The sequence below is a fragment of the Shewanella gaetbuli genome, assembly GCF_023284065.1.
Classification (GTDB): domain Bacteria; phylum Pseudomonadota; class Gammaproteobacteria; order Enterobacterales; family Shewanellaceae; genus Shewanella; species Shewanella gaetbuli.
On the sequence record NZ_JAKIKP010000001.1, the window covers coordinates 1 to 14,992 of the forward strand.

Consider the following 14,992-nt stretch of genomic DNA (forward strand, 5'->3'; position numbering starts at 1 on the left):
TGTCACCATCAACTAAACCTGAGACATCGACACCATCAATGCTGTAGTTACCATTGGCATCTACAGTGACATTAGGCACAGTGATTTGCGTGCCGTTGGCATCGGTTAATACCAGCGTGACTGCTGAGCCTGCTGGCACGTCAGTGGTGGTACCTGAAATATCTGCGGCAGAATTAGCATCATCAAGAACAAGATCAACGGTAATAGAACCGACAATCGCATCAATAATTCCATCATCAGTATCAGTGGCAGAGTTTCCAGCAGGATCGGTCACTTCTGCAACAACGGTGTAACTGCCCTCGGCTAATGGGTTGGCTACATCAACTTCATAATTGCCATCGGGTGTTACGGTGGCAATAAGCGTTTGTCCATTGCCTGCACTGTCAGTTACTGTGAGTGTGACATTGCTTCCAACCGGCGCATCAGTGGTGCCTGTTATTGTTGGGGTGTTGTCATCACTACTCTCGGGAGCGTCAACTGTAATTATTGGGGGAGTCGTATCTAAAATTGCTGCATCGCTACCTTCAGGAGAAACATTACCTGCGGGATCAACGACTACTGCCACAACTTCAATGGTTTCGCCTTCAGCAGGGGCGGGTAAGTCTATGTTCACCGACCCCGTAGCTATATTTTCTGGGGTTAATATTATTTCTATACCATTAACAACAAGCGTATCGCCTGGTTGAGCACCTGTTGCTTCAATACCAATAGTTACGTTAACGACAGGGCTGCCATCTAATTCAGATTGACTGATGAAGCCATCATTATCAGCATCAGTATTGATCACCACGGTTGGAGCACCATCTGCAACCGGTGTCACTTCAATGGTTAACGTGGCGCTTGCACCGGTATTAGTGGTGTAAGTGATCACAGGAACTTGGCCGTTCCAGTTTTCATTCGGGGTAAAGGTGTATGAGCCATCTTCATTAAGGATTAAGCTGCCACCCTCAAGGCTCACTTCAGTCCCTGCTGGGTAAGTATCGCCCTCGACTTCAAAGCTTGTAACGCTTAGGTCTGAATCTACATCGCCATCGTTATCTAATACATTTCCGGTTGCTGGGGTATCTTCAGCCACGGTTTGGGCATCATCGATAAGCACTGAAGCATCATCAACTGGCGTCACGGTAATGGTTAGCGTGGCGGTTTCACCCGTATTAGTGGTGTAAGTGATCACAGGAACTTGGCCGTTCCAGTTTTCATTCGGGGTAAAGGTGTATGAGCCATCTTCATTAAGGATTAAGCTGCCACCCTCAAGGCTCACTTCAGTCCCTGCTGGGTAAGTATCGCCCTCGACGGCAAAGCTTGTAACGCTTAGGTCTGAATCTACATCGCCATCGTTATCTAATACATTTCCGGTTGCTGGGGTATCTTCAGCCACGGTTTTGGCATCATTGATAAGCACTGAAGCATCATCCACCGGTGTCACTTCAATGGTTAGCGTGGCGGTTTCACCGGTATTAGTGGTGTAAGTGATCACAGGAACTAGGCCGTTCCAGTTTTCATTAGGAGTAAAGGTGTATGAGCCATCTTCATTAAGGATTAAGCTGCCACCCTCAAGGCTCACTTCAGTCCCTGCTGGGTAAGTATCGCCCTCGACGGCAAAGCTGGTGACGCTTAGGTCTGAATCTACATCGCTGTCGTTATCTAATACATTCCCGGTTGCAATGCTATCTTCACTAATTGTGTTAGTGTCATTTTCAACTAGTGTTTGTATGTCATAGTCTTCAGTTGTTGTTGCCGTTCCTTTAGCATTATTGTCACCGTAACCATATACAATGGCATCAATAACTGTGTCAGGATCACTTAATAAATCACTGCCGTTAACTTCAACTGAGAATGTTCCGTCAGCTTGCATGAATGTTTGATACTGTTGACCATTAATGGTTAATATCACAACGCCTATAGTAATTGATGCGTCTGCTGTTACGGTACCGGTGATGGTTACCATGCCATCGGCTTCACCTTCTACTAGTAGGTTATCTCCTGTAACTGGGTCAAGATCAATGCTGATAGCGGTATTATCTGGGCTGTCATCATCTAAAATACGTAATGTTGCTTGAGTGTCACCGAGTACTGCATTTGTCACGTTAGATAAATTGATTAGAGCAAATTCTGGGCTTTGTTCAACAATATTATCGTCAACAATTTCGATGGTAATATAGGCCGTTGTTTGACCCGGTAAAAATGTCACTGTGCCTGATGAATTAATAAAGTCTTCACCGAATAAAGCAGTTAATTCTTCTGAGCTATAATCAATTGTGACTGTTTCAGTACTTGGGCTACTTAACGATAGAGTGAAAACGGCTGCTCCCGCGCCTTCAACGACTACCGCATAATCTATGTTGACTACGGGTAGGTTAGCTGGACCGTCGTTATCAAATATGGCGAATTGAATTTCTTCATCATAAACATTTTCGCCGCCAACTACGGCGTGGAAATATTCAGTAGGCTCAATTAATGCATCGTCAAAAATGGGGACTCGGATCTGAATACTGTCGTTACCCGCAGCTAAAGTGAAGCCAAAAATGGGGCGAGGTAAACTACCGCTATAATCAATATCTACAACGGTCATTGTTTGCCAAGTGAGGCCACCATCGTTTGAGTATTCAATAGGGACAAGATAATCATCTGCATATTCAGCAATGGGAAAACCAAGTTGGTCACTTAACAGTTCGCTGGTGAAATTGATTGTTAGTTGCTGATCTGTATCAAACGTTAGCTCAGAATTTAATGTGAACTGGTTGAAACCATCACCTTCAAAAACATCTGGGATTTCAGCTGATAGGTGAGATTTGTAGGTGTCTTGAGTGGCAGACGTGACATCTCTGAATACGGTCCAATCTTCAACTCGATAATCAATACTCAGACCTTCTAAGTCATATTGGTCATACCCTTCGTTAAGGATGATGGCATAATTACCATCGCCTAAATCTTGAAGAGTACCAATGTCGGCAAACTCAGCACTTAATCTGACATTTGAAACCAATAGGTTTTCAGTGATAACTTGTTGCCCTACAGCGCCTTCAAGTAAATCTTTAACTGTGAAGGTGATAGTGCCGTCTATCTCATTGTAATTATATTGAATTAAACCGCCTGGAACGTCTAAAATATCCACTAAACGAGCATCGTGTTCTTCTGGTGTGCGGTCTCCTGCTAATTCATCAATCGTTTCTGAAACATGCTCCATAGCGATGGTTTCAAATACGTTCTCACCATTTTCTTGGCGTTCAGAATCACGTGTGAAAATAATTCCAAGCTCAGCAAGTACTTGAGACAGCATTTCTTTACCGGCTGTAGCAATATTTAACGGTTGGCCTGTGGTTGCATCGATATAGTTAGCCAATGCATCGTGAACAGACTGTAAAATATTGATATAACTGCTATAGCTATCGTCATTGTTGATTAAGCTATTTGATTGTAAAACGCCATCATCCGTCCCATCTGAGAGGTCACTATCCAATAGTTGGAGGAATATCGCCATATTCTCCACGTAGTTCATATTGGTATCAGATAATGATGTTGCTGCAATATCTTGTAAGAAAAGAAGTTCGCCTTGAATGACATCAGCGCTGAATGTGCCTACTGTGACATTACCAACTGTGAAGGTAATGGTATCACCGGGAAGATAAGCAAAAGAACCTGGAGAGCCAAAGTCACCTGTATAACCTGATAAGCCTGACGAGGTGGTGAAAAACACGCCATTGACGAAGTTGTCGGTAAATTGGGCAATATTATATTGTGGAGCATCGGCTTGAATATCACCGAATGATAAGTTTGCAACTAATGGGTCTTGGGTGGTAAAGGTTGTGTCAAATCCAGCATCAGCTTGGGTTTCTGATGCTGTTCTATCTACAGATATAAAACCTGAATCACCTTGATTGGCAGGCGCATTGCCGGCCGCGGTTTCAGGTAAGCCTTCCGTTGGGTCTTCACCTGATTCAATCATTGCTTGTAAGGCGGCAATTTCATCTAGTGCATCGAGGTTTTCAGCAAACTCAGCAAAATTATCATCGTTTGTTAGGTTAGCCACATTTTCATTTGATGATTGAATAACATCATCTTGAGTAAAAATAGTGCCGTCATCAAAGGTAATCACAAAGCTAGCACCATCTTCAAAAGACAGTACGCTACCTTCGGGAATCATATCCCCAAGCTTAACAATACTTTGTTGATTTTGAGTCGTGATAGTAATTTGGCTTTGTGCCTCAGTTAACTGACCCACTTTAGACGTTGTAATTGTACCCATTAATTAGCTCCCAACAGCTATGTTGCATCATCTGGTTTACAGCTTGCTCACATTGGTGGCAAGTGTTAGTAAATGTATCGAAATGCGTGGTTATTCCCATTGAATATAATACCTTTAACATGAGTCTCGTGTCAATTTTTTGACTCGATGTAGCGATAATGTAGTTATTACGCATTACATGTTAGTGATAGGTGTGTGACTGTTAGTGTTTATCTGTTTTTTTGGGGTGTTTTTGACAGTGGTGGGTCGCTTGATTTGCAACCTATTACGGAGTTTATTTAGCGACAGAGTTTCAGTGGTATATGAGTGAAAATTATGGTGCTAAAACGAAAAATGCCTGCAAATAAACCTGCAGGCATTTTGTGTAATTAGCACTTAATCAAGCTGATTTTTAGGTGTTATTAACGGTTATGCATCTTCTGATGATTCGATAGTAGCAGCATGTCGATAGCTTTGAAGTGCCATGGTGTTATCGCCTAATTGTTCTTGCACCCGTGCTAAGGCCAGCCAGTTGCTTTTTCTAGGGTGTAATCGACAGGCATTTTGCCAATGACTCTTTGCTTGTCTAAATTCTCGTGACTGTAATGCCAGTTTTGCCATACAAACTTGATAACTTTCATCATGTTCATGTGTCTGTTCGAATTTGCCAAGTAACTTTCTAATGTCTTGATCATGTGCGGTGACGATATCTGGTGTCGCGGAAAACAATAACTCAGTTGGGTTCGCTTTCAATTGCTTTGTAAGTAACTTTAATGCTTCAGCTTGACGCTGATGTAAGCATAATGCCTTCAAATAAGCGATAAATGTTGGTGGATTTTGTTTTTCAGTTTTGGTGAACCAAGCCCAACATTTTTCAACTTTTTCAAGAGACTCATTAGCCGCTTCGTTGAGCAAATTAATATTGCAGTTTTTAGTTAACTGAGCAAGTTTTTCATCAGTTAGAATACTGCGCTTTGACAGTATTGGCATGATCAGTTTTAGCGCCGACCAGTCTTGTTGGGCGACATATAAATCTGCTGCTAATTTTAATACTGGAGTACTACTTTTACTCGTAGGTTCTAATGTATCCAGTAACGTTCGAGCTTGGGTTAACTCTCCTTGTTGCAGCAAATAACGTGTCTTGGTTGTCAGCACGGCTGTTTTGGCTAGCGGTTCACGTTCTGCTTGCTCAAGATATTTATCGCGCTCGATAATTTTATTTTGATGTTGTGCCGCTCTTGCCGCGGCAAAATAATTTACCGTCGGTAACTCACCATTTTCAGCTCCTTTCAACATGGCTTTTTCAGCAGCAGGCCAGTCTTCTTCTGCCAAGGCGAGAGCACCGATTAGTGTTTGCTTTTTAGCTTTACTGATTCGCCATTTTGTAGGCAGGTAACGGCTATTGAGCACTACATGCAGCGTGCTAATAATGATTTTTTTAGCAAGTTCGAAACTGATAAAAGCCGCAATGATGGCGAACAGGCCAAACAACAAGCTTGTTTCGATTTGATAATCCCATACGGCAATATAAATATAACCATCAGCCTCAATAAGATACGGAGCAATGTACAGTCCGAATAATATTATTAATAGGTATGCCAACATTTTTATCATAACGATGGCTCCTCAATTTGAGACATTTGACCATAATTAACTAATTGCTGGAGTAACGGTGTCGATTTAAATTGAGTGGTATTTAGAGGCTCAATGTCTATTTTTGAAAGGCTGTCTAATTCAGATAGCACCTTTTGAGTTTGGCCATGATGGGTATCAAAATATTGTTTGGTCCAACGTTGAGCATAACTAATGGCGTTGTCATAAGCTTTTTTGTCGTAGTTATATAATGCAAACTGCGCTTGTAATAACTTATGGCGAACGTTTTCAATTAAGTACCACTGTTGTTCAACGGGTAACAGAGGCTCTAAATCAGTGGTTCGTTCACGTATTGTGATAAAGCCTGATAAAAACTCAGTAACAGATTTAGATAGATTCGACTGCCAGTCGTCAACAGAATCAGACAGCTGACTTTCCGAGTCATCATGGCTAATTTCGGTATTAACTTGGTTTAACGGTAAAAATGCTATTTGTTCAATAACCGCATCGATGGCATAAGTTGCGCCAGTAATATCGGTGGTTTTTAGCGCTCTGGTGGTGACAATATCATGAGCAAGCGCTTTTCTGAGAGGGTTGAGCGCAGGATCTTTCATTGCCTCGATACGACTATCTGCCGCTTGAAGCAGTTTAGTGGCTGTTTGAGGGTCTTGTTCAAGCCAAAGCTTTCTACTGGCCATGCGAGCTAAGTATTCAGCTTCTGCCGCCATCCAATGATTTGGATTACGCTGGGCGACAAGATTGACTCGCTGTTGTAATTGTTGTTGCTTTTGCTTCAGCTCGCTGAGTTCAGCATAAGCTTTGGTGTCGTCTTTTTGCTGTTGTTCCAGCTTTTGAATGCGTGCTATAGGCTCATTAATTGCTTGACTAATATTTTGTTGAAGCGCCTTATTACGCGCTTCAAGTGAGGCAATTTTGGCTGTTGTAGATTGTTGAATAGATTGCTGAATAGATTGTTGTTGGTTCAATTGCATGTATAACCAATAACACGCAGCAATAGCAGAGCCCGCAGCAATCCAGCTAATTAAAATACTTAATCTGACCCACCATGAAGAGGCTTTTCTTCTTTTACGGCTAGATGGGCGGGGAGGGCGTTTAGCTTGTGGAGAAAGTTCAGCTTTCACTTTGGGATTGGTGTCTTTGCTAGCCTGATTATCTGATGCAGATGTAACATTGATGTCAGCAGAGTCGAGTTTGTTATTTTCCATGAACGGTCCTTGAAAGCAAAAGGTCAAAAACTGAAGGATTTTTATAATTAATTGAAACTATAAAAGATCAAACTATGCAGATAGACCTAATGCTGCAATAACGGCGTGGGTATTTGCCCCGTTAGCATTGGTTACCTTGGTTAAACCTAAAGCATTTGCCTGTAATTCCACACGATTACTTGGCACTATGATATGACATGAATTTAACCATGCAAATGATTCTTTTGGAATTATTGAAATTAAGTTTGTTAAAACTTCACCACTGGTTAGCACGATTGTATCTATACCAAAATGAATCCATTGCTGATAAAGCTTTGAATAATCTAATGAGGGCAGTTGGCGTTTGTAAACATTCCAGTAGCTGACATTAGCCCCTTTTAACGTGAGTTCTTGGGCAATGGTTTCTCTACCGCCTGAGCCTCTACATATAATAATGTTTTGATTATTAACATCTTTTAGCTCTGGCAAAGCAAGCAAACCTTCACTGTCTTGACTATTTTCAGGGGCACAATAGGGGGTTAATCCCTGGGAAATTAAGGCTTGGGCTGTGGCTTGGCCGACAGCAAAGTACTGACTTTGTTTGGGGAATGGGTGGTTAAGTGCTAAAGCGGCAAATTTAACGGCATTGGTGCTAACGAAGATAAGTTTATCAGCTTCAGCAAAGCCGATAGGTTGTGCAGATTGAGAGGCCACTACAGCCAGTAAGGGAGTGACAAGATGAGCAACTTGATACTGTTCAAGTTGCTCAATCATATCTTGATTACGACCTTCTGGTCGAGTCAGCAAGACTTTCATGAAGTGGATTACTTGGCGTAAACCGCATCAAGAATCGTTTTAGCACCACGACTTAATAAGTCATCTGCAAGTGATTGGCCTAGTTCAATAGCGTGTGTTTTATCACCACTGACTTCACCTGTAATCACTTGGCTACCGTCAGGATTACCCACTAAGCCACGAAGTGTTAGGATTTCTCCTGAGATTTCAGCATAAGCGCCGATTGGCACTTGGCAGCCTCCTTCAAGGCGGGTGTTCATTGCGCGTTCAGCTAATACACGATAACGGGTTTCTAAATGCTCAAGCGGCGCGAGTAAACTTTTAACGCGTTCGTCATCAGTACGGCACTCAATTCCAACTGCACCTTGGCCGTTGGCAGGTAATGACTCTTCTGCTGAAATAAAACTGGCAATGCGTTTTTCAAGTTTTAAGCGAATAAGCCCGGCTGCAGCAAGAATGATGGCATCGTAATCACCGCTATCTAACTTAGCTAAACGTGTGCCGACATTACCACGTAAATCTTTAATAACGAGATCTGGGCGGGCAGCACGAATTTGACATTGGCGACGTAAGCTAGAGGTTCCAACCACAGCCCCTTGTGGCAGTTGATCAATTGATTGATAACTATTCGATACGAATGCATCGCGTGGATCTTCTCGATCACAAATCACTTGCAGACCTAAGCCTTCTGGAAAATCGACCGGTACATCTTTCATTGAATGAACTGCAATATCGGCTCTATCTTCTAGCATGGCAACTTCAAGTTCTTTTACAAACAAGCCTTTACCACCCACTTTTGCTAATGGCGTGTCTAAAATCACATCACCTTTTGTGCTCATAGGTAATAATTCAACCACGAGGCCTGGGTGAATACGTTCAAGTTCAGCTTTGACAAATTCAGCCTGCCACATGGCGAGAGGGCTCTTACGCGTAGCAATACGAATTGTGTTTTCAGACATAGTTATGTTTATCCATCATCTAACAGTAATTACGCTAATGCTAACATTGCATTAAGACATTTGGCATAACTGTATTGAAATTGTTTGAAGTTGACCCATCATTTTAACTTTCTCAGGGTGAGTGGAAATGTTTATTTTTTGTTACAAAGCTTGTGGCCAGATTGCATAACTATAAATAGGTGTTATTCTTATCACAATAATGCTTGAAACTCGATCTTGGTCACACGCAGCAAGCCTGAAAACGACTTTGAATTAATTTGAGTTGTTTGGATTTACTGAATTAAATCACAAGATCGTTTTAGGAAAACCCTTTGAAAAATCATTTAGTGACTGAAACCAGCAGCTTAATTATCAACCGCATTAAAAAATTAAACTCGATGAGGCTTCAACGGGTTCATTCAACTTTGTCTGAAGAACAAATGCAGCTGTTCACACTAATTCCTTATCTTTTTCAAACAAATCATATTCAATTACCTGGTTTTATTGATGCAGCTACACCGTTTGGGGTAGTTAATTTTACATTTTCTGAAGCGCTAAAATCTGCGTGTTCAGCACTCAACATTGCCTATTTTGATAACCAATCGCAGCAACCGAATGCATTAGAAGGGGTTTACGCCATGGGAAGCTCTGCGAGCTTCGGGCAAAACCACAGTAGTGATGTTGACATTTGGTTGGTTTATCAAAGTTCGCTCAGTGTTGCTGATGTTGAGCTTCTTGGTCAAAAAGCTGTGGCGCTGACACAATGGTTTGCTAATTGGGGTTTTGAAGTTAATTTTTACTTAGTCCATCCTAATCAATTTAGAGAATGTGGCTTATATGATAATTGCCAACCTTTAGGTGAAGAGCATAGTGGGTCAGTACAACACTGGTTATTACTTGAAGAGTTTTTTCGTTCTCATATTTGTTTAGCGGGTAAATATATTGCTTGGTGGCCTAAAGCTAGCGGTGAAGATTTATTGTATTTAGGTGATCCAACAAATTTACCTGCCAGTGAGTACTTTGGCGCGTCTTTGTGGCAATTATATAAAGGTTTAAATAAACCCCATAAAGCACTGCTTAAAGTGATGCTTTTAGAAGTCTACGCCAGTGAATATCCTAATAATCATATGATTACTGAACAAATATGGGATTTTTGTAGTCGAGATGATTTTTCTGCCAACAATGACGCGTACTTGCAATTATATTTACGCATTGAAGCCTATTTATTGGCACGGCGTGAAGTGAGGCGATTAGAGATTGTGCGCCGATGCTTTTATTTGAAATGTGGTGTGGCTTTGTCAGATCCTACTCGTTCAAAACAAGATTGGCGTTATAACAAATTACTCGAGTTAACCCATAGTTGGAAATGGCCCAGCAGCTTATTGATCACCCTAGACAATGCTAAAACATGGCATTCAGGGCAATTACAATGGTTTAACCAACAACTTAATGAACTGCTATTAGCCAGCTATAAGAATTTACTCCACTTTGCTACCAAGTATGAATTGAGTGACAGAATGCGAGTTGAAGATCTAGGCTTGCTTGCACGTAAGCTTCATGGCTTTTTTAACGAAGATAAACACTCATTACCTTTTCTAAACCCGTTGTGGAGCCAAGGGGTATCTGAAGATCAACTTGCGGTGTGTTATTCCAAAAAAGACACTAATTATCATCTATTTAGAGGGTGTAATACTTCTCAGCAATTATTAGGTCAGCAGGCTTTGTTTGTTGCTGATACGGCAACCGCAGTGGTTGCTTGGGCTGTTTTGAATGGCTTAGTAACTGAGCATACACAATGGGCTGGTATTGAAAGTCGTAAAGTGTTTGCAGTCAAATTGGCATTATTGTCGAAAAAGCTGTTGCCGCAGATCAATCATAAAGTAAAAGTGACCAAGCGAAACCTTTGTCAGCCATGGTTTTATCAGCAAGTGATAGTTGTTGTTAATATGAATGATGACGCGACGCGAGACTGGCATGGTCAGGAAATTATGGTCGACTACATGAATGGTGACGTGTTGTCCCTTGGACGTGAAAAAAATAACATGGTGTCAAATATTGATGTGATTACCTTAAATAGTTGGGGAGAATGGCATAGTCATTGTTTTGAAGGCGAAACAGGTTTGCTAGATGCTATTTCATTTTTAGTCGTCGGTGTTAAGCGAGCTGATGCACACAGTCATATTACCGTTTTATCTTGTTCTAAAAAGCTCGTTAAACAAATTGAAGATCAACTTTCTCAATTATTGGAGCTTTGTTATCAAACCATTCAAAAAGTGACCGATAGTCAGACGCTATTAATCGAGCTTAATATTGGTAAGTCAAAATACGGTTTACATTTTAATTCGTTAGGGGTGGTGTTTAAGCTGTTAGATGGTAGTGCGCCGATTTTCTACCCCAACAAGCCAAGATTAGTGACTCATTTGCCTCGGCCAGAATTGTCTAATGAGCCTTTTTCTGCTGTTCCTGTCATTATCCAACGTTATATTTCTGTGGGAGCAAAGCAGTATTTTTTTAGGCAACTACAGCACCGAGTCGAGATTATTTTAGTGGACGAACACAATGCTTTAACCCACACAATTGAAGAAAACTGCACCATCCAATCACTGGTTAATGAACACAGTTTACGATTTGTTAAAAGTAGCCACAAAGACCAGCATGCTTTTTTTAATATGCCGCAGTTTTTCCAGTTAATTCGTCGGGAGGGGGATTTATTGGTAGAACCTTTTGGCGTGTCAGAAGATGAGATGGGTTCAGCATTTTAGTGACAATATACTGAACCCAGATCTTATTATAGTGAGATTTTGATCCCGCCTTGTTGCGCAATAGCGTCGAGAACAAAAGGAATAAAGTTAATATTATTGCGGGTATCTAACCATTCACCTTCAACATAAGCAAAGTGATAACCGCCCGTTTTGGTCGCTAGCCATATTTCATGTAAAGGTTCTTGTTTATTAATTACAATTTGAGAACCATCCTCAAAAGTAAGTTGAACCACGTTACCGCTGTAGTCGATGTCCACATCAGCGTCTTGTTCGTCAATTGCGGTTTCAATAGCGTTATCAATGGCGCTGAAAATTTCATCAGCCAATTGGTGAAACTCAGTATCTGTCATAGCCATGCATTTCTATCCTTTGCTTTCTGCGTGATGAATGCGATTATAAGGCCATAATTGAATATATGCATAGATGTTGAGAAAAATGAGACTGCTTTTATTACTTTTGCTTGCTAGCCTATCAATTACTGCCTGTGGTCAAAAAGGGGCGTTATATAAATCGCCTGACCCACAAAGTAACCAATCTGCGGAGCCTGCAGAAGAACAAGGCTCAAAAGTGAACGAGGTTGATCCCGTAACAACAGATGAACAACAATAAAATATAGGAATCGCATAGTGGATTTTTTTACCTACAAAGATAATCAGTTATTTGCCGAAGATTGCGATGTCAGTGCTTTAGCCAAAAAACACGGTACACCTCTTTATATTTACTCTCGTGCGACATTAGAGCGTCACTGGCACGCTTTTGATAACGCCGTTGCCAACCATCCACATTTAGTGTGTTATGCCGTGAAAGCCAATTCTAATTTAGGGGTATTAAACGCCTTAGCTCGCCTAGGTAGTGGCTTTGATATTGTCTCTGGTGGAGAGCTTGCTCGAGTATTACAAGCGGGAGGCGATCCAAAAAAAGTGGTCTTTTCAGGCGTAGGTAAAACAGACGCTGAAATGGCGCAAGCACTTGAGGCCGGTATTTACTGCTTTAATGTTGAGTCCAGTGCCGAAGTTGAACGTTTAAATGAAGTTGCAGGCCAATTAGGTAAAGTTGCCCCAGTGTCTTTACGGGTTAACCCTGATGTAGATGCAGGTACGCATCCGTATATCTCTACCGGTTTAAAAGAGAATAAATTTGGTATCGCAATGGATGAAGCCGAGCAAGTATTTGCTCGTGCAGCGTCTTTACCGCATTTGCATGTTAAAGGGGTTGATTGTCATATTGGCTCTCAGTTGACCGAAATTCAACCGTTTTTAGATGCAATGGATCGCATGTTAGCGTTAATTGATCGCTTAGCAGAGCAAGGTATTGTGATTGAACACTTTGATGTTGGTGGTGGTTTAGGTGTGCCATATAACGATGAAACCCCACCACACCCAGATGTCTATGCAGCAGCATTGTTAGAACGTTTAGGTGACAGACCTTTAAAGCTGATTTTTGAGCCGGGTCGTGCTATTGCTGCCAACGCAGGGATTTTTGTCACTGAAGTTTTATTTTTAAAAGAGAATAGTGATAAACGCTTTGCGATTGTTGATGGTGCCATGAACGACTTGATCAGACCGTCACTGTATAGTGCTTGGCAAAACATTATTCCTGTTAAGCAAACTCAAGGTGAAACTCACAGCTTCGATATTGTGGGTCCAGTATGCGAAACAGGTGACTTTTTGGGTAAAGACCGTCAATTAGCTGTACAAGCGGGTGATTTATTAGCGGTTCGCTCTAGTGGCGCATATGGGTTTGTGATGTCATCGAATTATAACTCCCGTCCACGAGTGGCTGAAGTGATGGTTGATGGTGACAAGGATATTTTAGTCAGAGAGCGCGAAACCGTCGCACAGTTATGGCAAGGCGAGCATTTGCTTCCTTAACCAAATAAAAGCAAAGGACACTCATTTGATTCACTTTACTAAAATGCATGGGTTAGGCAATGACTTTATGGTTGTTGATGGCGTCACCCAAAATGTATTTTTCTCGCCAGAGCAAATTCGTCGCTTAGCCGATCGTAATTTTGGCATTGGGTTCGATCAACTGTTGTTGGTTGAACCGCCTTATGATCCTGATTTAGATTTTCACTACAGAATATTTAACGCTGACGGTGGAGAAGTTGAGCAATGCGGCAACGGTGCGCGTTGCTTTGCGCGATTTGTACGTAATAAAGGGCTAACGAATAAGAATAAAATTCGAGTCAGTACTAGCTCGGGTAAAATCACTTTACGCATTGAACGAGACGGTAACGTCACCGTTAATATGGGCGTTCCGGTTACCGAGCCCAGCCAAATACCGTTTAAAGCGAAAAAAAGTGAGAAAACCTACTTACTTCAAACGCCAATGCAAACCTTTTTATGTGGGGCAATTTCAATGGGCAACCCGCATTGTGTGATAGACGTTGAAGATGTTGCCACGGCTAATGTAGACGAAATTGGCGCGTTACTGACTCGCCATGAACGCTTTCCTAAAGGGGTTAATGTTGGCTTTATGCAAGTGGTGAATGACAGTTATATCAAGTTGCGTGTATATGAGCGTGGCGCAGCTGAAACCTTGGCTTGTGGGACGGGGGCATGCGCCGCGGTTGCGGTAGGTATGCTACAACAAAAGCTGTCTAACCGAGTGAAAGTTGACCTTCCTGGTGGTTCATTAATGATAAATTGGGAAGGTGAGGGTAAGCCGTTATGGATGACAGGCCCTGCAGAACATGTTTATGATGGTCATATTCAGTTGTAATATTTTTAGGTAGATTTTTCATGAGTGACGTAACATCAGCCACTGATTTGGCCTCAAGTACCTCGTTAGAGACTTCGGTAAGTATTGACGATATTGGCCAAGATTTAGAGGCAGAAATGCTAGCTAATCTACGTAATCAAGTACTTGATGAAAATTTAGTGCGTGATTATTTACTCGATAATCCAGAGTTCTTTAATCGTCATCCAGAGTTGTTAATTGCAATGCGAGTGAATCATCATGAGCGTGGCACCGTTTCACTGGTTGAGCGCAAGCAAGAAATACTTCGTCAAAAAGTGACTCAACTTGAAGAAGAAATTACTTCGTTAATGAACGTCGCTAAAACTAACGAGCGGATATTTTTGTTCAATAATGAACTGTCATTTCAGCTTCTTGAGTGCCAAAATTTAGGTGAACTCAGACATACCTTGTCTGAAGGGTTAAAAAATGAGTTTGGTTTTACTCATGTAAGGTTAATTACCGTCCATGACATTGATAGTGAATTAGCTAATATTTGGCGTCATCGCATTACCAATAATTACTATTTTGGTCGACTCACTCAGTCAGAGTCTAAAAGGTTGTTTGGCAGTGAGGTTGGCTCTGTAGCATTAACTAAGCTATCGGAAAAAAATGGCCAAGTGATATTTGCTATTGCCAGTGCCGATGCAGCCCATTTTCATCCGGATATGGACTCATTATTATTTAGTCAAATACGTCGTTTGTTAGATCATCTTTTACCCACATTTTAAGGTC

At 41.5% G+C, this 14,992-nt stretch carries 11 protein-coding genes; 5 read left to right on the top strand and 6 right to left on the bottom strand.

From position 1 onward, the window contains the following. The 5 genes from L2672_RS00005 to hemC all read right to left on the bottom strand — a co-directional run. Positions 1-4,246, bottom strand: a 4,246-nt coding sequence (locus L2672_RS00005) for a retention module-containing protein (RefSeq protein ID WP_248993778.1), incomplete at its 3' end; no start/stop codon positions are given. A gap of 408 nt (positions 4,247-4,654) precedes the next feature. Beyond that, entirely contained in the window at positions 4,655-5,839 is a 1,185-nt protein-coding gene (locus L2672_RS00010; RefSeq protein ID WP_248993779.1) for a heme biosynthesis HemY N-terminal domain-containing protein, read from the bottom strand. After that, entirely contained in the window at positions 5,836-7,044 is a 1,209-nt protein-coding gene (locus L2672_RS00015; RefSeq protein ID WP_248993780.1) for a uroporphyrinogen-III C-methyltransferase, read from the bottom strand. The genes L2672_RS00010 and L2672_RS00015 overlap by 4 nt, the downstream gene beginning before the upstream one ends. Positions 7,045-7,116: 72 nt before the next feature. Next, positions 7,117-7,839 carry a uroporphyrinogen-III synthase gene (locus L2672_RS00020; RefSeq protein ID WP_248993781.1) on the bottom strand — a complete coding sequence of 241 codons (723 nt, stop codon included), beginning with the start codon at positions 7,837-7,839 and terminating at the stop codon, positions 7,117-7,119. An 8-nt stretch (positions 7,840-7,847) separates the two neighbouring features. Continuing rightward, positions 7,848-8,777, bottom strand: coding sequence for a hydroxymethylbilane synthase (gene hemC / locus L2672_RS00025; RefSeq protein WP_248993782.1), 930 nt, complete (start codon positions 8,775-8,777; stop codon positions 7,848-7,850). Between the two features lie 311 nt (positions 8,778-9,088). Between hemC and L2672_RS00030 the strand changes: the two genes are divergently transcribed. After that, a complete protein-coding gene (locus L2672_RS00030) occupies positions 9,089-11,518 on the top strand; it encodes a class I adenylate cyclase (RefSeq protein ID WP_248993783.1) in 2,430 nt (809 codons plus the stop codon). 26 nt (positions 11,519-11,544) lie between these two features. Here the strand turns inward: L2672_RS00030 and cyaY are convergent, their stop codons facing one another. Continuing rightward, entirely contained in the window at positions 11,545-11,874 is a 330-nt protein-coding gene (gene cyaY / locus L2672_RS00035; RefSeq protein WP_248993784.1) for an iron donor protein CyaY, read from the bottom strand. Positions 11,875-11,953: 79 nt separating this feature from the next. Here cyaY and lptM point away from each other — a divergent pair, with 79 nt between their 5' ends. The 4 genes from lptM to L2672_RS00055 all read left to right on the top strand — a co-directional run bounded on the left by lptM (position 11,954) and on the right by L2672_RS00055 (position 14,988). Continuing rightward, positions 11,954-12,127, top strand: coding sequence for an LPS translocon maturation chaperone LptM (gene lptM / locus L2672_RS00040; RefSeq protein WP_420833109.1), 174 nt, complete (start codon positions 11,954-11,956; stop codon positions 12,125-12,127). Between the two features lie 17 nt (positions 12,128-12,144). Beyond that, the gene (gene lysA / locus L2672_RS00045) at positions 12,145-13,389 is read left to right on the top strand and encodes a diaminopimelate decarboxylase (RefSeq protein ID WP_248993786.1); all 1,245 of its coding nucleotides are present in this window, start codon (positions 12,145-12,147) and stop codon (positions 13,387-13,389) included. 25 nt (positions 13,390-13,414) lie between these two features. Further along, on the top strand, positions 13,415-14,242 hold the full coding sequence (dapF, locus tag L2672_RS00050; RefSeq protein WP_248993787.1) for a diaminopimelate epimerase: 828 nt from the start codon (positions 13,415-13,417) through the stop codon (positions 14,240-14,242). Between the two features lie 116 nt (positions 14,243-14,358). Next, the gene (locus tag L2672_RS00055) at positions 14,359-14,988 is read left to right on the top strand and encodes a DUF484 family protein (protein ID WP_248994284.1); all 630 of its coding nucleotides are present in this window, start codon (positions 14,359-14,361) and stop codon (positions 14,986-14,988) included. Positions 14,989-14,992: the final 4 nt, after the last annotated feature.